Origin of the sequence: Inquilinus limosus DSM 16000, assembly GCF_000423185.1 — a bacterium.
GTDB classification, from domain to species: domain Bacteria; phylum Pseudomonadota; class Alphaproteobacteria; order DSM-16000; family Inquilinaceae; genus Inquilinus; species Inquilinus limosus.
The window spans coordinates 15,227-36,158 of record NZ_AUHM01000015.1 but is presented as its reverse complement, the minus strand read 5'-3'; the positions used below and the strand labels follow the sequence as shown (position 1 = coordinate 36,158).

The following is a 20,932-nucleotide window of genomic DNA, read 5'->3' as shown; positions in this document are numbered from 1 at the left end:
CATGGCCCGGCTGTCCGACGACTGCTTCGTGCTCGGCGACCGTCTGCTGTCGGTCGAGGAAGCGGTGGCCGAGTTCCGGTCCCGGCTGGACACGGTCACCGGAATCGAGACCGTTCCGCTGGCCGCGGCCGAGGGCCGGTTCCTGGCCGAGGATCTGGCGGCGGACCGGCCGCTGCCGCCCCACACCAATGCGGCGGTCGACGGCTATGCCGTCCATGCCGACGACCTGTCGCCCGACGCCCCCACGACGCTGCCGGTGACCGGCCGCGCCGCCGCCGGCCATCCGCTCGGCCGTCCGGGCCGGCGGGGCGAGGCGATCCGCATCTTCACGGGCGCGCCGCTGCCCGCCGGGCCCGACACGGTGGTGATGCAGGAGGACTGCTCGGCCGAGGGCGACCGCGTCACCGTCCCGCCCGGGCTGCGGCGCGGCGCCCATGTGCGCCAGGCCGGCGAGGACATCCGGGCGGGCGACACGGTGCTGGCCGCCGGGCGTCGGCTGGGCCCGGCGGAGATCGGCCTGGCCGCCTCGCTGGGCCGCGCCGCCCTGCCCGTCCGCCGGCCCCTGCGGGTCGCGGTTCTGTCGACCGGCGACGAGGTGCGCGAGCCCGGCACGCCGGTGGCCGAGGGCCAGATCCACGACGCCAACCGCTACCTGCTGATGGCGCTGCTGCGCCGGCTGGGCTGCAGCGTGACGGATCGCGGCATCGTATCCGACCGGGCCGAGACGGTCCGGTCGGCGCTGACGATGGCCGCGGCGGAGGTCGACGCCGTCGTCACCTCGGGCGGCGTGTCGGTCGGCGAGGAGGATCACGTCAAGGCGGCGCTGGAGGCTGCCGGCGGCCGGCTGCACCAGTGGCGGCTGGCGATCAAGCCGGGCAAGCCGGTGGCGCTGGGCCAGATCGGCGGCGTGCCGTTGCTGGGCCTGCCGGGCAATCCGGTCGCGGCGATGGTGACCTTCCTGCTGGTCGCCCGGCCGCTGCTGCTGCATCTGGCCGGTGCCGAGCCGGTGCCGCTGCGCCGCTTCTCGGTTCCGGCCGGCTTCAGCCACGGCAAGAAGCCGGGCCGCCGGGAGTTCCTCCGGGCGACGCTGGAGGCCGGTCCGTCCGGCGCCCTCGTCGCCCGCCGCCACGGCCGCGACGGCGCCGGCACGCTGAGCTCCCTCGCCGGCGCCGAAGGGCTGGTCGAGCTGCCGGAGGATGCAACCGGCGTGGCGCCGGGCGATCCGGTTGCCTATATCCCGTTGAGCGCCCTGATCTGAGTGTTGGTCTGCTGATGGGATTGTACCCACTATCGTCATGGCGAGCCCCGAAGGGGCGTGGCCATCCAGCGGCACCGGCCCCTGGATCGCCACGTCGCTTCCCTCCTCGCGATGACGGTCCCGAAGTTGGCTTGGACCGCACTCAGCGAACCCTGATCTGAGAACCGGCATGAAGCTCCTGTATTTCGCCTGGGTCCGCAGCAAGATCGGCACGGCCGCCGAGACGGTGTCGCCGCCGGAGACGGTGCGCGACGTCGCCGGGCTGCTCGACTGGCTGCGCGCCCGCGGCGCCGGCTATGCCGATGCCCTGGCCAACCCGGCGGTGATCCGGGTCGCGGTCAACCAGCGCTTCGCCCGCCCGACCGACCCGGTGGCGCCGGGAGACGAGATCGGCATCTTCCCGCCCGTCACGGGGGGCTGAGATGACGGTCCGCGTGCAGGAGGCCGATTTCGATCCCGGCGCCGAGATCGCCGCACTGTCGGACGGCCGCACCGATGTCGGCGGCGTCGCCTGCTTCGTCGGGCTGGTGCGGGACATCGCGAGCGGCACCGCCGTCCGGGCGATGACGCTGGAGCACTACCCCGGCATGACCGAGCGGCAGCTGGCGGAGATCGAGGCCGAGGCCCGCGACCGCTGGCCCCTCCTGGAGGTGCGCATCGTCCACCGCATCGGCCGGCTGGAGCCGGGCGACCGAATCATGTTCTGCGGCGTCGCTTCCGCCCATCGCGGCGCCGCCTTCGAGGCCTGCGCCTTCCTGATGGACTGGCTGAAGACCCAAGCCCCCTTCTGGAAGAAGGAGGAGACGCCGGAGGGCGAACGCTGGGTCGAGGCCCGGGCCGAGGACGATGAGGCCGCCGCGCGCTGGCGCTGACGGCAGCCGCTGACCGCCAGTCCCTGACTGCAGTCCTGCCAATTCGACGCTTCTCATCGTGCCGCCGGCGGTGTAGCCCGGCAGCAAAGGGGGAAGCGCGGCATGATGCAGGCACCGGCGGAACCGGCGACCGGCTGGGCGGATCTGCTCGCCGAAGGGCGGCTGCCGTGCTTCGCGATGGTCTGCCTCGGCATCTGGCTGAACGCGGCCGACGCCCTGGTCACCGCCACCATCATGCCCAGCGTCGGCGCCGATCTCGGCGGCTACGCCTATTTCAGCTGGGCCACGGCCGGCTTCCTGGTCGGCGCCATCCTGGCCGGCGCCAGCGCCGGACGGCTGTCGGAACGGTTCGGGCTGCGCTGGGCCTCGGCCATCGCCGGCCTGGCCTTCGCCCTGGGCTGCGTGCTCAGCGCCGCCGCCCCGACCATCGGCCTGTTCCTGGTGGGCCGCGTGCTGCAGGGCGTCGGCAGCGGCTGGGTCGCCGGCTTCTCCATGGTCGCGATCGCCCTGCTCTTCCCCGAGCGGCACCTGGCCCGGATGTTCGCCGTGGCCTCCGGCATCTGGGGCATCGCCACGATCCTGGGGCCGCTGATCGGCGGGCTGTTCGCTCAGGCGGGCGACTGGCGCGCCGTGTTCTGGCTGTTCACGGCGCAGTCGCTGCTGTTCGCCGCGGCCTCGCCCTGGCTGCTGAAGGGCACGGTCCGCAGCGGCGGCCAGCCCGGCGTGCCCTGGCCGCAGATCGGCGGTCTGGCGCTCGGCGTCGGCGCCATCGCCATGGCGGATGTCAGCCCGAACCCCGTCCTCGCCCTGGCGCTGGTGGCCGCCGGCCTGGGTGTCCTGGTGCTGGTGCTGCGGATCGACGCCCGGGCCCGGGTGCGGCTGCTGCCGCGCCGGGCGGGAGACCTGGGCACGGTCTGCGGCACCGCCTACGCCGCGATCTTCGCCCTGATGGCCACCTCGATGGGCCTGAACGTCTACGGCCCCGCCATCCTGCAGACGCTGCACGGCCTGTCGCCGCTCTGGGCCGGCTATGTGGTGGCGGGGATGGCCCTGGCTTGGACCCTCGGCGCCTTCGTCGTCGCCAGCGCGACCGGCGTCGGAGAGCTGCGCTGGCTGCTCCGCGGTGCCGGCTGCATCCTGGCCGGGGCGGTGCTGCTGGTCCTCGTCATGCGCGACGCCCCGCTGCCCTGGATCGTCGCCGCGGCCCTGCTGATGGGCGCGGGCTTCGGCTTCTCCTCCAGCCTCTTGAACCGGCGGCTGATCGGCGTCCTGGCCGATGACGACAAGGCGATCGGCAGCTCGGCGCTGATCGCCGTGCGCCAGACCGGCGGGGCGGTGGGCGCCGCCATCGCCGGCGCCACCGCCAACCTCGTCGGCTTCGGCTCCGGCCTCACGGTCGAGACCGCCCGGTCGGTGGCGCTGTGGGTGTTCGTCACCGCCCTGCCGCTGGCTCTGTTCGGCGCCTGGGCGGCCTGGCGGCTGACGGTCGAGGCTCGCCGGTCCGGCTAGCGCGGCGCCGTCCCGTCATCGGCCGCGTTCTGGCTGATCCACAGGGCGCCTTCGAACGGCATGGCGGCGAAGCGGCTGTCGATCTCGGCCAGGGTGGCGCCGGGGTCGAGATCGCCGAAGATCTCCGGCCGCACCCAGCGCGCCACCGCCTCCACCGCCACGATGTTCAGCGGCACGGCGTTGAAGAAGTTCCACAGCCCGTGGACCCGGCCGTCGCGGGCCGCCGCGAGGCCGGAGAAACCCGGCGCGGCCAGCACCTTGGCGAGGCTCCGCCGGGCGGTCTCGGCGGGGACGCCGGGGCCGACCGAGAAGCCCTGCCCGCTTTCCGCCTCCGGCAGGCCGGTGGCGATATAGACCTGCGGGTCCTGGCCGATCACGTATTCCAGGCTCAGCACCCCGCCCCCCGCATCGGGGAACCGGTCCGCGGCGATGTTCCTGCCGCCGACCAGCGAGATCAGCTCGCCCAGCCCGGTCTCGCCGATCGCCCAGCAGCAGGCCTCCGGCTGCGGATAGGCGTGCATCAGCACGGTCGGGCCCGGCTCCGGATGCTCCGCCATGCGCCGGCGGATGCGGTCGACCCGGGCCTCGTAGAAATCGGCGAAGGCATTGGCGCGGTCCTCGCGGCCGAGGACGCGGCCGAGCAGCCGGATCCCCGGCGCCGTGTTCGCCAGCGGCCGGTGGTTGAAATCGACCACCACCGCCGGCACCCCGGCCGCGGTCAGCCGGTCCAGAATCTGCCGCCCCTGCTCCGTCTCCGCCTGCCAAGCGCCGAAGATGGCGAGGTCCGCCCCGACCGTCAGCGCCTTCTCCAGCGAGAAGCTCTCGTCCGTGCCGCCGCCCACGGTCGGCACCTCGGCCAGGCGGGGGAACTTCGCCAGGAAGGCGGCGTAGAGGCCGGGGTCGTATTGCCGCATGTCGTCAGCCCACCCGGCCAGGAGCGAGACCGGATCGGGCTCGATCAGCGACAGCGCGACCAGGTTGACGCCGGCGCCCAGCAGCACCGCCCGCGGCTGATGCGGCACCGTCACCTGCCGACCCGCGGCGTCGGTCACGGTCACGGGCCATTCCGCCCGGGCCGGCAGCCCGGTCAGCAGTCCCGCCAGCAGAAGAAGGGCGCAGGCCAGCGCCTTGCATCGAGTCATCAGATCGTCCTGGTCACGTTCCCAAAACGACCTAGACGAGAATGAGAATTGATGTCAATTAGCCGGCCGTTCGAGTCCGGCGGTTCCGCGCCGGGCCTCTCCCCGCGACCGGAGCCGACCTGACCGATGCGACATCGACCAAGCCCCCGCACCTGCCTTCTGCTCGGGCTGCTCGCCACCACGGCGCTCGCGCTGACACCGATCCTGGCCCAGGCCGCGGCACAGGAGACGGGGTCGACTCCGGCCGATGACGCGGGGGTGACCCTCGCCCCGATCGTGGTGCAGGGCGGCGCGGAGACGCCGACCACCGAGGTGCGGGGCTTCACCGCCACCACCAGCGCCAGTGCGACCAAGACCGACACGCCGCTGATCGAGACGCCGCAGTCGGTCTCCGTCGTCACCCGCGGGCAGATGGACGCGCGCAACGTCCAGAACCTGCAGGAGGCTCTGGTCTACACCCCCGGCATCCTGACCGGCCTCTACGGCTTCTCGCCCCGGCTCGACCAGTTCTGGATCCGCGGCTTCGACGCGGCCTATTTCGGCATCTTCCGCGACGGGCTGCGGCAGCCGACCGGCCAGGTCTTCGCCGGCATCCGCACCGAGCCCTACGGCCTGGCCGGGATCAACGTGCTGCGCGGCCCCGCCTCGGCCAATTACGGCCTGTCCTCGCCGGCCGGCCTGGTCGATCTGATCACCAAGCGGCCGCCGGACGAGCCGCTGCGCGAGGTCGAGCTGCAGTTCGGCAACCACGACCGCTATCAGGGCCAGTTCGACCTGGGCGGGCCGCTGGACGAGGAGAACCGCTTTTCCTGGCGCCTGACCGGGCTGTTCCGCGACAGCGACACCCAGATGCCGGCGGTGCCGGACGATCGCGCCTATATCGCGCCCGCCTTCACCTGGCGGCCGAGCGAGGACACGACGGTCACCTTCCTCGGCGCGTACCAGAAGGACAAGACCGGCGGCAGCCTGTTCAACTACTACTCGCCGGCCACGGGCCTGCTCGACATCCGCACCGCGGATCCGGCCTGGAACGACCTCGACATGGAGAGTGTGCGGGCCGGCTACCAGATCGAGCATCGCGTCGACGACGCGCTGACGCTGCGGCAGAACTTCCGCTACGCCCATGTCGATTCCAACACCCGCTACGTCTACATCGCCGGCCTGTCCGACGACGGCAACACCGTCTTCCGCCGGGCGGGGCAGGACCGCGAGAGCCTGGACACGGTGGCGGTCGACAACCAGGCGCAGCTGCGCTTCGACACCGGGCCGGTGCAGCACACGCTGCTGGCCGGGCTCGACTACACCTTCCTCGACACCACCAACATCGCCGGCGACGGGCCGGCGCCGGATCTCGACCTGATCACCCGGAACTACGGCAAGCAGCACATCGACCAGCCGCCGGTCTATGCCCGCACCCTGCAGCAGCAGCAGCAGATCGGCGTCTATCTGCAGGACCAGATCCGCTTCGGCGGGTGGCTGCTGACGCTGAGCGGCCGGCACGACTGGCTCGAGACCACGAGCGAGGAGCGCATCGCCGGCACCGAGCAGGACGCCTCCGACAGCGCCTTCACCGGCCGCGTCGGCCTGAGCTACCTCACCGATTTCGGCCTCGCGCCCTATGTCTCCTACGCCACCTCCTTCACCCCGAACACCGGGACGGACTGGCAGGGCCGCCTGTTTAAGCCGACGACCGGGGAGCAGATCGAGGCCGGCGTCAAGTACCAGCCCGACGGGCTGAACAGCCTGATCACCGCCTCGGTGTTCCAGATGACGCAGGAGAACGGGCTGATCGCGGACTCGGCCCACATCAACTTCCGGGCCGCCCGCGGCGAGGTGCGGGTGCGCGGCATCGAGCTGGAGGGCCTCGCCGATCTCGGCGACGGGCTCAGCCTGCAGCTGGCCTACACCTATCTCGATCCGGAGGTGACCAAGGGCACCGAGGCGACCGAGGGCAAGAACCCGTCGGGCATCCCGAACCACATCGTCTCCGCCTGGGCCGACTACCGGGTGCCGGACCGGATCGTGCCGGGGCTCAGCCTGGGCGCCGGGGTGCGCTACATCGGGTCGAGCTACCGCGACGACGACAACACCACCGGCAAGAACGATGCGGTGACCCTGTTCGACGCGGCGATCCGCTACGATCTCGGCGCGGTCGAGCCGCGGCTGGACGGGGTGCAACTGGCGGTCAACGCCACCAACCTGTTCGACCGCGACTACACCACCTGCGCCCAGGGCTACTGCTATGAGGGGCTGGGCCAGACGGTGATCGGCAGCATCCGCTACCGGTGGTAGCAAAAAGGGCGCGGCCGGATGGCCGCGCCCTTCGGCATTCCGTCAGCCTTAAGCTGCTGCCGCGGCCGGCGCCTTCCGCACCTCGGCGCTGTAGGCGTCCATCATGGTCTTGCAGATCTGCGCCGGGGTGAAGCGGTGCTCCCCGATCTCGCCGACCGGCGTGATCTCGGCCGCGGTGCCGGTCAGGAACACCTCGGTCGCCTGCGCCAGCTCCTCCGGCTTGATGTGCCGCTCGATCACCTCGATGCCGTTGCGGCGCGCCAGCTCGATGGCGGTCTGCCGGGTGATGCCGTTCAGGAAGCAGTCGGCGGTCGGCGTGTGCAGCTTGCCGTCGATGGCCAGGAAGACGTTGGCGCCGGTCGCCTCCGCGACGAAGCCGCGATAGTCGTACATCAGCGCGTCCTGATAGCCCGCCGCCTCGGCCTTGTGCTTGGCCAGGGTGCAGATCATGTAGAGGCCGGCGGCCTTGGCATGCACCGGCGCCGTGTCCGGCGCCGGGCGGCGCCAGTCGGACAGGGTCAGGCGGATGCCCTTCATCTTGGCCTCGGGCGAGAAGTAGCTCGGCCACTCCCACACCGCGATGGCGACATGGATGGTGTTGGCCTGGGCCGAGACGCCCATCATCTCCGACCCGCGCCAGGCGACCGGGCGGATATAGGCGTCGGTCAGGCCGTTCTTCTCGAGGGTCAGCTTCTTCGCCGCGTCGAGCTCGGCCACGCTGTAGGGCAGCTTCATGCCCAGCGTGGTGGCCGAGAACTCCAGCCGCTTGGAATGCTCCGTGCCCTTGAAGATGCGGCCGTTGTAAGCCCGCTCCCCTTCGAATACAGAACTGGCGTAGTGTAGGCCGTGAGTCAGGACGTGGATGTTGGCGCTACGCCATTCGACCAGCTTGCCGTCCATCCATATCCAGCCGTCGCGGTCATGGAAGGGAGTCGTCGACATGATGGGCCTTTCCCGGATTGTCATTTCTGTCGCCATCGGACCGCGAGCGGTAACATTCGGGGCCAAAACAAGTCAACATGGCTGACATAAAATCACCCGTGAACCCGCTCTTCCTCCGCGAGGAGGAGATCCGACAAGGCATCGAACTGCTATTCTACGCCTATCGCGGCTTCACTGCCGAGCCCGATGCGCTGCTCGCAACCCTGGGTCTCGGACGGGCCCATCACCGTGCGCTTTATTTCATCGGACGGCATCCGGAGATCACGGTCAGTGCGCTGCTGGCGATCCTGCGCATCACCAAGCAGAGCCTGGGCCGGGTCCTGAACGACCTGGTCGAGCGCGGCTATGTCGAGCAGCGGCAGGGCCAGCGCGACCGGCGCCAGCGCCTCCTGACCCTGACCGAGCAGGGCGCCGCGCTGGAGCGGCAGCTGTTCGAGAGCCAGCGTCGGCTGATCGGCCAGGCCTACCGCAACGCTGGGGCGGAGGCGGTGGACGGCTTCCGCAAGGTGCTGGAAGGGCTGATCGCCCTGAGCGAACCGGCGGCCGCGGCGGAGGAGCCGGAGGCCCCGGCGCCCGCCCCCCGCGTCGCCAGCCGGTAGCCGACCATGACGACCATCTCCGACGAGCCCGCCCATATCCTGGTCGTCGAGGACGACCGCAGGGTGCGCGAGCTGCTGCGGCGCTACCTCATGGAGAACGGCTTCCTGGTGACCGCCGCGGTCGATGCGGCGGATGCGCGGGAGAAGCTGGCGGCGATCGCCTTCGACCTCATCGTGCTGGATGTGATGATGCCGGGCGAGAGCGGGCTGCAGCTCACCGCCGATCTGCGCCAGCGCATGAGCACGCCGATCCTGCTGCTGACCGCCCGGGGCGAGCCGGAGGACCGGATCGCCGGGCTGGAGAGCGGCGCCGACGACTATCTGCCGAAGCCGTTCGAACCGCGCGAGCTGGTGCTGCGGATCAACAGCATCCTGCGCCGCCTGGCGCCCCCGCCGCCGCGGGCCGCCGGCACCATCCGGCTCGGCGCCTTCACCTTCGACATCGAGCGCGGCGAGCTGCTGCAGGACGGCGAGCGGATCCGCCTGACCACCGGCGAGGAGAACCTGCTGCGGATCCTGGCGCAGCACGCCGGCGAGACCGTGTCGCGCGAGGCGCTGACCGAATCCGGCACTATCGACGGCGGCGTCCGGGCGGTCGACGTGCAGGTGACGCGGCTTCGGCGTAAGATCGAGCCGGATCCGCGCCTGCCCCGCTATCTCCACACCGTGCGCGGCGAAGGTTACGTTCTGAGACCCGACGGATGATGCTCCGAGCCCCCGCCCTGCCCCGGCTGTCCACACCCCTCCGGCTGCGGGCGCGGATCAAGAAGTTCCTGCCGCGGACCCTGTTCGGGCGGACGCTGGTGATCATCGTCACCCCGATGATCCTGGCCCAGGCGATCTCCACCTACGTCTTCTTCGGCCGCCACATCGACGTGATCACCACGACGATGGCCCGCACCGTCTCCGGCGAGATCGGCCTGACCATCGACGAGATCGCCGACGGCCTGTCGCCCGTCGCCCGCGGCGCCGTGTTCCAGCGGGCCCAGCGGAACACCGGGCTGGTCTACACCTTCGATGCCGGCGTCGAATTGGGCTCGACCAGCAGCGATGCCCTGGACGAAGGGCAGCGCGCCCTGGCGCGGGCCATCCGCGCGTCGCAGCCCTACGACTTCACCATCCAGGCGGCCCCGGACGATGAGCGGCAGATCGTCCGGATGCAGCTGTCGGACGGCGTGCTGACGGTGGAGGTGCCGTCCAAGCGGCTGTCCAGCTTCACCACCAACCTGTTCTACCTGTCGATGCTGGGATCGACGGTGATCCTGTCTATCGTCGCCATCATCTTCATGCGCAACCAGCTGCGCCCGATCCGGCGGCTCGCCATCGCCGCCGAGCGCTTCGGCAAGGGCCGCGACATGCCGGGGTTCCGCCCGCACGGGGCGGAGGAGATCCGCCAGGCGTCCGAGGCCTTCATCGACATGCGCGACCGCATCCGCCGGCAGATCCAGCAGCGCACCGAGATGCTGGCCGGCGTCAGCCACGACCTGCGCACGCCGCTGACCCGGATGAAGCTGCAGCTCGCCATGCTCGGCGACGGCCCGGACATCGACGAGCTGCGCGCCGATGTCGACGAGATGCGGCAGATGATCGACGCCTATCTCGCCTTCGCCCGCGGCGAAGGCACCGAGGAGGCGACGCCGACCGATCTCGCCGCCTTCCTCGAGGAGGTGGTGGTGGCCGCCCGGCGGGAGGGCGCCGACATCGCCTTCGACACGCCGGAGAGCCACGTGCTGCCGCTGCGGCGCGAGGCGATGCGGCGCTGCCTGATGAACCTGCTGTCCAATGCCCGGCGCCATGCCCGGCACGTCTCGCTGTCTGCCGTCCGCGACGACAAGACCATCTCGCTGGTGGTGGACGACGACGGGCCCGGCATCCCGCCCGCCCAGCGCGAGGAGGCGATGAAACCCTTTGTCCGGCTGGACGAATCGCGCAACCAGGAGACCGGCGGCACCGGCCTCGGCCTCGCCATCGCCCGCGACGTGGCGCGCAGCCATGGCGGCGACCTTCTGCTGTCGACCTCGCCGATGGGCGGGCTGCGCTGCACGGTGCGGCTGCCGCTCTGAACCTTGGAGGATGTCCGATGGGCCGGCTGCGGGAGATCGTATTCGACTGCCGGTCGGCGCCGGCCCTGGCGCGGTTCTGGGCCGCGGCGCTCGACGGCTATGCCGTGCGCGCCTACGACCAGGCGGAGATCGAGCGGCTCGCCGCGCTCGGCCACACGCCGGAGACCGACCCCACCGTCTTGGTCGACGGGCCGGGGCCGAGCCTGTGCTTCCAGCAGGTTCCGGGGCGCGACTACACCAACAACCGCGTCCATCTCGACATCGCCGCAGCGGATCGCACCGCCGAGGTGCGCCGCCTGCTGGCCCTGGGCGCGAAGGTCCAGCGCGAAGCGGACGAGTACACGGTGATGCTGGACCCGGAGGGCAACCAGTTCTGCGTCGTCGAGAGACGGACTGAAGCCTGACGGCTTGGACGATCCGGCCGGGGCCTATAGCATCCTGTGCGGCGCCGGATACGCTTCGATCGCCTTCTCCGCACTCTCGGGAAGCCCCACGTGACCGAAACGGATCAGTTTGGAGACCAGCTCGTCGCGCTCCTCCCGAACCTTCGCCGTTTCGCGATCTCCCTTTGCCGGTCGCGCGACGGCGCGGACGATCTGGTGCAGGCGGCCTGCGAGCGCGCGCTGGCCAATGCCGATCGCTTCGAGCCCGGCACCAGCCTTCATGCATGGATGTTCCGGATCCTGCGCAACCTGTGGATCGACCAGATCCGGAAGCGGAACACGGCGGGGCCGCAGGAGGACATCGACCAGCGCCGGGACATCGCCGGAGTCTCGGGCGAACGGGAGACCGAGGCGCGCCTGACGCTGAACAGCGTCGGCCAGGCGATCATGGACCTGCCCGACGAACAGCGCGAAGTGCTGCTGCTGGTCTGTGTCGAGGACCTGTCCTACAGGGAGGCAGCCGACATTCTCGACATACCGATCGGAACGGTGATGAGCCGGCTGGCGCGTGCCAGGAAGAATCTCGCCGAGGCGGCCGGAATGACTCCGGGCTCGTCACGTTCAGAGATCACGAAGGCGAGAACGAATGACCGCACGCGCGTTTGACGACCAGACCCTCATGGCCTTCGCCGATGGCGAGCTCGACGACGAGACCGCCGCGGCCGTCGAGAAGGCCATCGAAACGGACGACGAGCTCGCCGGCCGGGTCGCCCTGTTCCTGGAAACCAGGGGACGGGCCAAGGAGGCCTTGGCGCCGCTGCTCGAGGAGCCGGTGCCCGAAGCCCTCAGCCGCTCCGTGCGGCGGATGGCCGACGAGGCAAGGCCGAGGAGCACGCCGCCGGATGGCGACGACGTGATGCGCGTCACCGTCCCCCCGAGGGCGACCGGCCGCCGGGCGGCGTCGCTCAGGCACCGGCCCTGGGCCATGCCGTTGGCCGCGTCGCTCGCCGCGATCGTGTTCGGCCTCGGCGGCTATCTCGTCGGGACCGGCGGCCGCGGCACGCCGCAGGGGCTGGAGGTGGCGGGTCTGGGCAGCCCCGCGATTTCCGAGGCGCTCGGGCGGGTGGCGTCCGGCGAGGATGCCGTTCTGGCCGGCACCGGCGACAGGCTTCGTGCCATCGCCTCGTTCCGCGATGCAAATGGCGCCTTGTGCCGGGAATTCGAGGTGGACGGCGCGGGCGGCGCCACCGTGATCTCCGTGGCGTGCCGGTCCGACGGCGCCTGGTCGGTGCGCTTCGCCGTGGCCGCCCCGGCCGGCGAGGGCGGCTATGCGCCGGCGTCGTCGATGGAAGCCCTCGACGCCTATCTCGCCGCCATCGGCGCGCAGGAGCCGCTGTCCCGCGAGGACGAGGCCGCGGCGCTGGGGCGATAGCCCGTGCGGACAGGGGATCACGGAGGTCCGGAATAAGGCTCGGCCGGTCCCGTTAACCGGGGACGTGAATCCGGAGGGACCCGATGCTGTCGCTCATCCGCCGGCCCGCGCCGGCCATCACCTTCGTCTGCCAGCCGCAGGATCACGGCGTGATCGCCGAGCCGAGGCCGGCCAAATCCGTCCTCCCCGACTGGTTCCGCAAGCTCCCGCCGGTCGACAGGGAGCACCTCACCGTCGGCAACAACGGGCTGACGGTGAAGCGCTGCATGCCGTTCTTCGACGCCATGGCGACGGGCTGGATCCTGCCGCTGGCGGCGACCGTGCGCCTCGACATCCGGGACGGCGGCCGCACCGTCGAGGCGGGATGGGAGTTCGACCGGGTGATGGTGAGCAATCACGGCGCCCATCAGGTCGCGGGCAACCCGAAGGAGCCCCGCCCGCCGTGCAAGTTTCACAACTACTGGTCGATCCGCACGCCGCCCGGCTGGAGCTGCCTGTTCCTGCCGCCGCTCAACCGGCCCCCGCAGCCCTTCGAATGCGTCGCCGGCCTCGTCGACACCGACACCTATACGGCCCACATCCACTTCCCGTTCTTCGCGACCGCGCCCGACGGTCTCTACGTGGTCGAGAAGGGCACGCCGCTGGTCCAGGTCATCCCGTTCCGCCGCGACGAGGCGGCGGTCAAGGCGGAGATTCGGGCCGAGACGGCCGGCGAGACGAGAGAGCGCGAAACCGTCCACCGGAACACGATCGCCGGCGAAGGCTGGTATCGCAAATGGGCGCGTGCCGCCCGATAATGCCGACGGCCCTGAAGGTCGCCCCCATCGTCATCGCGAGGCGCGAAGCGACGTGGCGATCCAGCGGCACCGCCCTCCTGGATTGCCACGCCCCTTCGGGCTCGCAATGACGGGTTTATATTTCTGGCCGACGGTGCAGGAACTCCATCCCGACCAAACGATGCGGGGGCCCTGAGGGCCCCCGCAGTTTTATCGGCGCTCAGCGCCAGGACCAGCGCCGGTCCCCGCCGCTCGAATTGGACGAGCTGTTCGAGGACGAGTTGGAGCTCGAGTTATTCGATGAGTTCGAGCTCGAATTGCTGGACGAGTTGGAGCTCGAGTTCGACGACGAGTTCGAGCTCGAATTGTTCGAGGAGTTGGAGCTCGAATTGGACGAGCTGTTGCCGGCGACGATGATCGCACCGTCGCTCCGGCTCGTCATGACGGGCGACGCACGCTCGATATCCAGGGGCGCCGCCTGATGCTCCCTCGCCTCGGCCGTGGTGCCGGCAAGCGCCGCCACGCCGGCGACCAGGGCTGACATCAGCTTCCCGTATCGGGTCATGATCTTCGCTCCTTTCCAGATCGGACCGGGCTTCGGTCCGGGAGGGGGAACGGGCGGCCGAACCGAATATTCCGCGATCAGGAAACCCGGCGCCCCGATCCGCGGTTTGGAATAGGATTGCGCGCGACCCGTTCTGCGGACGTCGGCTGCGCGGCCCGACCGATCAGGAGACACAGCGCCGTGGCTTCATGTCTTCGCCGTTTCGTCCTGGGCGTCCTGCTTCTCCTGGGTGGGAGCGCGATTGCCGGCCTGCCGTTCGCCGGCGGCGGACTTCACCTCGCCTCGACGGCGCTCGCCGATGACGACGATGGCGGCGGCGACGACGATGGCGGCGGCGGTGACGATGGCGGCGGGCGCTCCGGCGGCGGATCCGGCGGCGGATCCGGCGGCGACCGCGGCGGGGGACGGGATGGCGGCGACGGTTCCGGCGACGACGACGGGTTTTCGATCTTCGACGACCTGTTCGGTCGCGACGACCCGCCGCCGGTGCGCCGACAGGCCAGGCGGGTGGCCCCGCAGCGGGTCCCTGCCTATGCGCCCGCCGAGCTGGTTGCGGCTGGCAGCGCGGCGGATATGGCCGCGGCCGAGGGTCTCGGCTTCGTGATCATCGCCGATGCGCAGGCCGATCTCCTGGGCGGCCGGCTGGCGCGGCTGCGCGTTCCGCGTGGCTGGACGCTGGCCGAGGCTCGCCGGCGGCTGATCGAGGCGAGACCCGGGGTCACCGCCGATTTCAATCACTACTATCGCCCGAACGAGGAGTCCGCATGCGCCGACCGGCCCTGCCTGGCACGGTCGCTCATCGGCTGGCCAAGGGACGGCGTGCCGTCGGCCGCGACCGCACGCATCGGCTTGGTCGATACCGGCATCAACCTCGCGCATGAGGCGTTGAAGGGCCAGAAGATCGATCTCGTCGAGCTTTCCGACGAACCCCGCGATCCCTCCTCCAAGATCCATGGCACGGCCGTCGCGGCGCTTCTGGTCGGGGCGAGGGGCAGCCGGACGCCCGGGCTGCTGCCCGATGCGGAGCTGATCGCCGTCGACGCGTTCCACCGCGCCGGCGAGGACGACCGCAGCAACGCCTACGATCTCGTGCGCGCCCTGAACATCGTGGCGGCGAAAGATGTCGACGTCATCAATCTCAGCCTGGCCGGCCCGGATAACAGCGTGCTCAGGCGCGCCGTCGCCGCCGTCGCCGGCAAGGACGTCATGATGGTGGCCGCCGCCGGCAACAACGGGCCCAATGCCGCTCCCACCTACCCGGCCGCCTATCCCGACGTGACCGTCGCGACTGCGGTCGATCGCCGGTATCGGCCGTATCGGCGGGCCGGCCGCGGCGGCCATATCGATTTCGCCGCCCCCGGCGTCGACGTCTGGACGGCGGCCTCCGTCAGCGGCGGGCGCGCCAGGACCGGAACCTCCTTCGCCGCCCCCTTCGTCACCGCCGCCATCGCCTATCTCAGGGCACGGTCGCCGGAGATGACGCGCCCCGAAATCAAGCAGGTGCTGGCCGCCGCGGTGGAGGATCTCGGCGACCCCGGCCGCGATTCGATCTTCGGCTGGGGCCTCCTCCGCCTCGACCGGCTCGACCCGGCGGCGGGCACGGCATCTCCAGCATCTCTGGATGTCCCGATCGAGGGCGGTGGCATCAGCCTGTCGACATCCCCCTGACCTGATCAGCCGGCCGGAGGCCGCAGCCCCGCGATCAGGCGGTCGACCGCCTGCGGCTGCAGCCTCGTGTCGACCACCAGCCGGGCCGCGCCCAGCAGCCCCGCCATCTCGCCTCCGCGGGCCGCGACGATGGTCAGGTCGCGCGTCGCCAGCGGCAGGCAGCGCTGATAGACGAACTCCCGGACACCGGCCAGCAGATGCTCGCCTGCCTGGGACAGGGTGCCGCCGACCACGATGACGCTGGGGTTCAGCACGCTGACCACGTCGGCCGCCACCTCGCCCAGCACCCGGCCGGCCTGACGCACCAGGCTGATCGCCTCCGGCCGGTTGCGGGCGACCAGATCCATCACGTCGCGCGCGTCCCGCGCCTCGAAGCCCTGGGCCCGCAGGTCGCGGGCGATCGCCCAGCCGGCGGCATAGGCCTCGACGCAGCCCAGCTTGCCGCAGCGGCACAGCGGCGCCTCGGCGTCGCGCAGCTGGATGTGGCCGATATCGCCTGCGGCCCCGCGGGCGCCGCGATGCATCCGGCCCTCGGTGATGATGCCGCTGCCGATGCCGGTGCCGGCCTTGATGAAGACCAGCTGCCGCTCCTCCGGCCAGTACCGGCGATGCTCGGTCAGGGTGCGCAGCCGGACGTCGTTCTCGGCCAGGACCGGCGCCGTGTAGTCGCCGGCGAACCAGCCGGGAATGTCGAAATCGTCCCAACCGGTCATCACCGAAGGCCCGACCACCCGCCCGGCGGCGTGATCGACCGGGGCCGGCAGGCACAGCCCGATGCCCAGCACCTCCGAGGCAGGCCGGCCGAGCTCGGCCAGGAGGTCACGGAACTGCTGCGCGATCCAGGACAGGATCGGCACCGGCCCGCTGCCGACATCGATCTCCCCGAGCCGTTCGGCGAGCACGGTGGGCCCGAGATCGGTCGCCGCGACCCGGATGCGGCTCTCGCCCACATCCGCCGCCAGCACCACGCCGAAGCGCTCGTTCAGCTTCAGCACGCGGGCCGGGCGGCCGCCGCTGGCCTGGGTCTCCTCCGTCTCCTGCAGCAGCCCGGCCTCGAACAGCACGCCGAGGCGCTGGGCGATGGTGGCGCGGGACAGGTCGGAGATGCGGGCGAGGTCGGCCCGCGACCGCGCCTGGCCGGACAGGATCAGCGACAGCACGTGGCCGGCGCCGGCGGTGCCGAGGGCGTGGATTTCTGGGTCTGGAACTGCCATTGCCCAGTATTGCTCTTTTTTAGGCAAAAGATCCAGGTGATCGGATTGACTCCGATCAAAAGCCCGATCTATCGTGGCCGGCGCCGGTCGATCGTCCGGCCAATGCGCAGGGCCGGCGCCGCAGAAGCGCCCGCCCGCAAACAGGAGGAAACCGCGATGATCCGATCGCAGAGGTCTGCGCTTGCTCCGACCCCCCGCCGCCTCGCCGGCCTGCTCGCCGCCGGCGCGGTCGCGCTCGCCCTCACCGGCACGGCGGCGATGGCGCAGGAGGCCATCGTCGGCCTGGTCACCAAGACCGAGGTCAATCCCTTCTTCGTCAAGATGCGCCAGGCGGCCGAGGCGGAAGCCCAGGCCAAGGGGCTGAAGCTGATCGCCCGGGCCGGCAAGTTCGACGGCGACAATGAGGGCCAGGTGGCGGCGATCGAGGATCTGATCAGCGCCGGCGCCAAGGGCATCCTGATCACCCCGAACAACTCGACCGGCGTGCTCGGCGCGGTCAAGAAGGCCCGCGACGCCGGCATCCTGGTGATCGCGCTGGACACCGCGACCGATCCACCGGACGCGGTCGACGCCACCTTCGCCACCGACAATTTCGAGGCCGGGGTGCAGCAGGGCCAGTACGCCCGCAAGGCGCTGGGCGACAAGGCGCCGAAGCTGGCGATGCTGGACGGCACGCCGGGCGGCACGGTCGATACCTTCCGCCATGACGGCTTCCTCAAGGGCTTCGGCATCGCCGAGGGCGACGCCGCCATCGTCGGCAAGCAGAACACCAACGGCGCCCAGGACAAGGGCCAGACGGCGATGGAGAACCTGCTCTCCGCCCATCCCGACATCAACGTCGTCTACACGATCAACGAGCCGGCGGCCCAGGGCGCCTATGCCGCGATCCGCGCGGCCGGCAAGGAGGACGACATCGTCCTGACCTCGATCGACGGCGGCTGTCTGGGCGTCAAATACGTCAAGGACGGGCGCGTCGCCGCGACCGTGATGCAGTTCCCCTACAAGATGGCGCAGATGGGCGTCGACGCCGTGGCGGAATACGCGAAGACCGGCAAGAAGCCGAGCGGCTTCGTCAACACCGGCTCCTTCCTGATCACCGGCAAGCCGCTGCCGGGGCTGGACTCGAAAGATCTCGAATTCGGAGAGAAGAACTGCTGGGGCTGACCGCCGCGGCAGAGACTGAACGGATGCTCTGATCGGTGGCGCCGCTCCCCCCTCACCCTCCCGCCGCCTTCGGCGTCGGGCCCCTCCCTCTCCCCGAGGAGAGGGGAAATTCACCTCTCCCGCGGGGAGAGGTCGAAATCGCGCGAGCGATTTCGGGTGAGGGGGAGCGGTCTCTCCGATCCGGGCTGAACCTCCCGAACGAGAGAGCGATGGCCCCTTCCTCGTCCTGGCCCCCCTCGTCCTGGATTGCTCGGGCGGCGCGGGTGCTGACCACCCCGCCGCTCGGCCCGCTGATCGTGCTCGTGGTCTTCGGCGCCGTGTTCACGGCGATGAGCGAGCGTTTCCTGACCCCCGGCAACCTGTCGCTGATCGTGCAGCAATCGGTGATCATCGGCACGCTGGCGATCGGCCAGACCCTGGTGATCCTGACCGCCGGCATCGACCTCGCGACCGGCGCGATCGCCGTGCTGGGCACCATCGTCGCCGGCAAGCTGGTCGACGAGGGCTATGCCGCCCTGCCCGCGCTGCTGCTGGCGATCGGGCTGTGCAGCCTGATCGGGCTGATCACCGGCACCCTGGTCAGCCGGCTGAAGCTGCCGCCCTTCATCGTCACCCTCGGCATGCTCGGCATCGTCACCGCCGCCACCCGGCTGTTCTCCGGCGGCGGCGCCTTCCCGGTGCTGGACGATCTCCTGGGCTGGTCCGGCAACACGCTGCGCCTGTGCGGCGCCGTGATCACCTACGGCATGATCATCATGCTCGGGCTCTACGCGCTGGTCTGGTACCTGCTGAACCAGACCGCCTGGGGCAAGCACATCTATGCCATCGGCAACAACCCGGAGGCGGCGCGGCTGGTCGGCATCCCGGTGCAGCGGCGGCTGCTGTCGGTCTATCTGTTCGCGGCCTTCCTCTACGGCATCGGCGCCTGGCTGGCGCTGGGGCGGATCCCGAACGCCGACCCGAATGCGATGCAGACCGCCAATCTCGACAGCATCACCGCCGTCGTGATCGGCGGCACCAGCCTGTTCGGCGGCCGCGGCAGCCTGATCGGCACGCTGATCGGCGTCCTGATCGTCGGCGTGCTGCGCAACGGCCTGACCCTGATCGGCATCGACCCGCTGTGGCAGGACCTGGTCACCGGCGTCCTGGTGATCACCGCCGTCGCGTTGGACCAGCTGTCGCGATGGAGGCGGGTATGACCGCGCCCGTCCTGGAGGCCCGCGGCGTGGTCAAGCGCTACGGCCATGTCACCGCGCTGGGCGGCGTCGATTTCGAGCTGCGCGACGGCGAAGTGCTGGCGGTGGTCGGCGACAACGGCGCCGGCAAGTCGACGCTGATCAAGGTGCTGTCCGGCGCCATCACCCCCGACGAGGGCGAGGTGCTGCTGGACGGGCAGCCGGTGCGGTTCCACGGACCGCTCGACGCCCGTCGCCGGGGCATCGAGACGGTGTACCAGGATCTGGCGGTGGCGCCGGCGCTGGACATCGCCACCAACCTGTTCCTCGGGCGCGAGCTGCGGCGGCCCGGGCCGCTCGGCCGCTGGCTGCGGCTGCTCGACAAGCCGCGGATGCGCCGCGAGGCGCAGCGCCACATGGACGAGCTGCGCTTCCGCCTGCCCTCGATCACCCATGCGGTCGAGAGCCTGTCCGGGGGCCAGCGCCAGGGCGTCGCCGTGGCCCGGGCCGCGGTCTTCGCCCGCAAGCTGGTGATCATGGACGAGCCGACGGCGGCGCTGGGCGTGCGCGAGACCGGCCAGGTGCTGGACCTGATCCGCGGCATCCGCGACCGCGGCTTGCCGGTGGTGCTGATCAGCCACAACATGCCGAACGTGTTCGAGGTGGCCGACCGCATCCATGTCATGCGCCTCGGCCGCCGCGTGGCCCTGACCACGCCGCAGCGCCACACCATGGCCGAGGTGGTGGCGATCATGACCGGGGCGATGCCGGGCGACCAGCCGGCCCCGAACGGCGAGACGGCCGCATGACCCTTTCCTTCCTGAACCCAACCGACCGAAAGACGAGAGATCGAGCATGACCCGCCTGGACGAGAAGCTGGCCCGCATCCGCGCCGGACAGTACAAGCGCAGCGACTTCATCATCGCCGACGCCAAGGACGGCGACATGGGGCCGAGCCTGACCTCGACCGGCCCGAAGCGCGCGCCGGACGGCAGCTGGACCCGCTATCGCAGCCGCGACGAATTCCTCGACACCATCCGCCAGGTGGTGGAGCAGGACATCGTCGACATCATGCTGGTCTCGGCCTCGAACCTGGAGCGGCTGGTCGAGAGCGGCACCTTCAAGGGCAGGCGGGTCAAGCCGGCGATCCGCGCCAACGACACCAGCGACGTCTGGGCCGTGCGCGGCGGCGGCTATACGCAGAAGCCGTCGCGGCCCTTCCGCTCGGCCTCGCTGCCGCGGGTGATGCATGGCGGCACGGCGCCGGACCCGAAGGCGCCGGTGACCGGCACCGATCTCGGCCTCTATTCCGTCACCTTCAACAACGACCTCGAGGCCGACATCCGGTCGCTGGAGGCCTTCGCCGAATTCCGCGCCGACGCGGCCGCGAACGGCTTCAAGTACTTCCTCGAGGTGTTCAACCCGAACGTCGCCACCGGCATCGACCCGGCGGTGCAGCCGCATTACGTCAACGACTGCATCCTGCGCTGCCTGGCCGGGGTGATGAAGGCCGACCGGCCGCAGTTCCTGAAGATCCCCTACAACGGCCCGAAGGCGCTGGAGGAGCTGGCGAGCTTCGACCCCAGCCTGATCGTCGGCGTGCTCGGCGGCGGCGCCGGCACCACCCGCGACTGCTTCGAGCTGCTGCACCAGGCCGAGAAGTACGGCGCCCGCGTCGCCCTGTTCGGCCGCAAGATCAACCTGGCGGAATCGCCGCTGGCGATGGTGAGCTTCATGCGCCAGGTGGCGGACGGCACGATCGCGCCGGAGGAGGCGGTGAAGGCCTATCACGGCGAGCTGCAGAAGCAGGGCATCACCCCGCTGCGCCCGCTGGCCGACGACGTGCAGACCACCGAAGCCGTGCTGAAGCAGGGCTGA

21 protein-coding genes are annotated in these 20,932 nt (G+C 70.8%); 18 read left to right on the top strand and 3 right to left on the bottom strand.

Annotation, left to right across the window (positions count from 1 at the left end; translation table 11 throughout):
- The first annotated feature begins 1 nt into the window (after position 1).
- From G537_RS0115570 to G537_RS0115555, 4 genes are all read left to right on the top strand, one after another.
- Entirely contained in the window at positions 2-1,258 is a 1,257-nt protein-coding gene (locus tag G537_RS0115570; protein WP_026870911.1) for a molybdopterin molybdotransferase MoeA, read from the top strand.
- A 169-nt stretch (positions 1,259-1,427) separates the two neighbouring features.
- A complete protein-coding gene (gene moaD / locus G537_RS0115565) occupies positions 1,428-1,679 on the top strand; it encodes a molybdopterin converting factor subunit 1 (RefSeq protein WP_026870910.1) in 252 nt (83 codons plus the stop codon).
- 1 nt (position 1,680) lies between these two features.
- Complete coding sequence (gene moaE, locus G537_RS0115560) at positions 1,681-2,130, top strand: molybdopterin synthase catalytic subunit MoaE (RefSeq protein ID WP_026870909.1); 450 nt, start codon at positions 1,681-1,683, stop codon at positions 2,128-2,130.
- A 102-nt stretch (positions 2,131-2,232) separates the two neighbouring features.
- Positions 2,233-3,639, top strand: coding sequence for an MFS transporter (locus G537_RS0115555; protein ID WP_051248456.1), 1,407 nt, complete (start codon positions 2,233-2,235; stop codon positions 3,637-3,639).
- Here the strand turns inward: G537_RS0115555 and G537_RS38180 are convergent.
- Positions 3,636-4,781 (bottom strand): ABC transporter substrate-binding protein, encoded by a 1,146-nt coding sequence (locus G537_RS38180; protein WP_034851868.1) that lies wholly within the window; start codon positions 4,779-4,781, stop codon positions 3,636-3,638. The genes G537_RS0115555 and G537_RS38180 overlap by 4 nt on opposite strands.
- A 126-nt stretch (positions 4,782-4,907) precedes the next feature.
- On the opposite strand from G537_RS38180, the gene G537_RS0115545 reads away from it, so the two are divergent.
- Positions 4,908-7,073, top strand: coding sequence for a TonB-dependent siderophore receptor (locus G537_RS0115545; protein WP_026870907.1), 2,166 nt, complete (start codon positions 4,908-4,910; stop codon positions 7,071-7,073).
- Positions 7,074-7,121: 48 nt separating this feature from the next.
- Here the strand turns inward: G537_RS0115545 and G537_RS0115540 are convergent, their stop codons facing one another.
- Complete coding sequence (locus tag G537_RS0115540) at positions 7,122-8,015, bottom strand: branched-chain amino acid aminotransferase (RefSeq protein WP_026870906.1); 894 nt, start codon at positions 8,013-8,015, stop codon at positions 7,122-7,124.
- A gap of 77 nt (positions 8,016-8,092) precedes the next feature.
- On the opposite strand from G537_RS0115540, the gene G537_RS0115535 reads away from it, so the two are divergent.
- From G537_RS0115535 to G537_RS38170, 9 genes are all read left to right on the top strand, one after another.
- Positions 8,093-8,614, top strand: a complete 522-nt coding sequence (locus G537_RS0115535; RefSeq protein ID WP_026870905.1) for a MarR family winged helix-turn-helix transcriptional regulator — start codon at positions 8,093-8,095, stop codon at positions 8,612-8,614.
- 6 nt (positions 8,615-8,620) lie between these two features.
- On the top strand, positions 8,621-9,319 hold the full coding sequence (locus tag G537_RS0115530) for a response regulator (protein ID WP_034851865.1): 699 nt from the start codon (positions 8,621-8,623) through the stop codon (positions 9,317-9,319).
- Positions 9,316-10,677: an ATP-binding protein gene (locus G537_RS0115525; RefSeq protein WP_081688833.1), complete on the top strand. Its 1,362-nt coding sequence runs from the start codon at positions 9,316-9,318 to the stop codon at positions 10,675-10,677. The genes G537_RS0115530 and G537_RS0115525 overlap by 4 nt, the downstream gene beginning before the upstream one ends.
- Positions 10,678-10,694: 17 nt before the next feature.
- The gene (locus G537_RS0115520) at positions 10,695-11,081 is read left to right on the top strand and encodes a VOC family protein (RefSeq protein ID WP_026870902.1); all 387 of its coding nucleotides are present in this window, start codon (positions 10,695-10,697) and stop codon (positions 11,079-11,081) included.
- Between the two features lie 90 nt (positions 11,082-11,171).
- Positions 11,172-11,726 carry an RNA polymerase sigma factor gene (locus tag G537_RS0115515; protein ID WP_026870901.1) on the top strand — a complete coding sequence of 185 codons (555 nt, stop codon included), beginning with the start codon at positions 11,172-11,174 and terminating at the stop codon, positions 11,724-11,726.
- Positions 11,707-12,492 carry an anti-sigma factor family protein gene (locus tag G537_RS0115510; RefSeq protein ID WP_026870900.1) on the top strand — a complete coding sequence of 262 codons (786 nt, stop codon included), beginning with the start codon at positions 11,707-11,709 and terminating at the stop codon, positions 12,490-12,492. The genes G537_RS0115515 and G537_RS0115510 overlap by 20 nt, the downstream gene beginning before the upstream one ends.
- An 83-nt stretch (positions 12,493-12,575) precedes the next feature.
- Positions 12,576-13,289 (top strand): DUF6065 family protein, encoded by a 714-nt coding sequence (locus tag G537_RS0115505; protein WP_026870899.1) that lies wholly within the window; start codon positions 12,576-12,578, stop codon positions 13,287-13,289.
- A gap of 236 nt (positions 13,290-13,525) precedes the next feature.
- A complete protein-coding gene (locus G537_RS43670) occupies positions 13,526-13,750 on the top strand; it encodes a hypothetical protein (RefSeq protein ID WP_051248454.1) in 225 nt (74 codons plus the stop codon).
- A 263-nt stretch (positions 13,751-14,013) separates the two neighbouring features.
- Complete coding sequence (locus tag G537_RS38170) at positions 14,014-15,501, top strand: S8 family serine peptidase (protein ID WP_051248453.1); 1,488 nt, start codon at positions 14,014-14,016, stop codon at positions 15,499-15,501.
- Positions 15,502-15,506: 5 nt separating this feature from the next.
- Here G537_RS38170 and G537_RS0115490 read toward each other — a convergent pair whose 3' ends face one another.
- Complete coding sequence (locus tag G537_RS0115490; protein WP_051248452.1) at positions 15,507-16,715, bottom strand: ROK family transcriptional regulator; 1,209 nt, start codon at positions 16,713-16,715, stop codon at positions 15,507-15,509.
- Between the two features lie 156 nt (positions 16,716-16,871).
- On the opposite strand from G537_RS0115490, the gene G537_RS0115485 reads away from it, so the two are divergent.
- From G537_RS0115485 to G537_RS0115470, 4 genes are all read left to right on the top strand, one after another.
- A complete protein-coding gene (locus G537_RS0115485; RefSeq protein WP_026870897.1) occupies positions 16,872-17,879 on the top strand; it encodes a substrate-binding domain-containing protein in 1,008 nt (335 codons plus the stop codon).
- 209 nt (positions 17,880-18,088) lie between these two features.
- Entirely contained in the window at positions 18,089-19,078 is a 990-nt protein-coding gene (locus tag G537_RS0115480) for an ABC transporter permease (protein WP_051248451.1), read from the top strand.
- Positions 19,075-19,863 carry an ATP-binding cassette domain-containing protein gene (locus tag G537_RS38165; RefSeq protein ID WP_081688831.1) on the top strand — a complete coding sequence of 263 codons (789 nt, stop codon included), beginning with the start codon at positions 19,075-19,077 and terminating at the stop codon, positions 19,861-19,863. Before G537_RS0115480 ends, G537_RS38165 begins: the two co-directional genes overlap by 4 nt.
- Positions 19,864-19,909: 46 nt before the next feature.
- Positions 19,910-20,932 carry a beta/alpha barrel domain-containing protein gene (locus G537_RS0115470; RefSeq protein ID WP_026870895.1) on the top strand — a complete coding sequence of 341 codons (1,023 nt, stop codon included), beginning with the start codon at positions 19,910-19,912 and terminating at the stop codon, positions 20,930-20,932.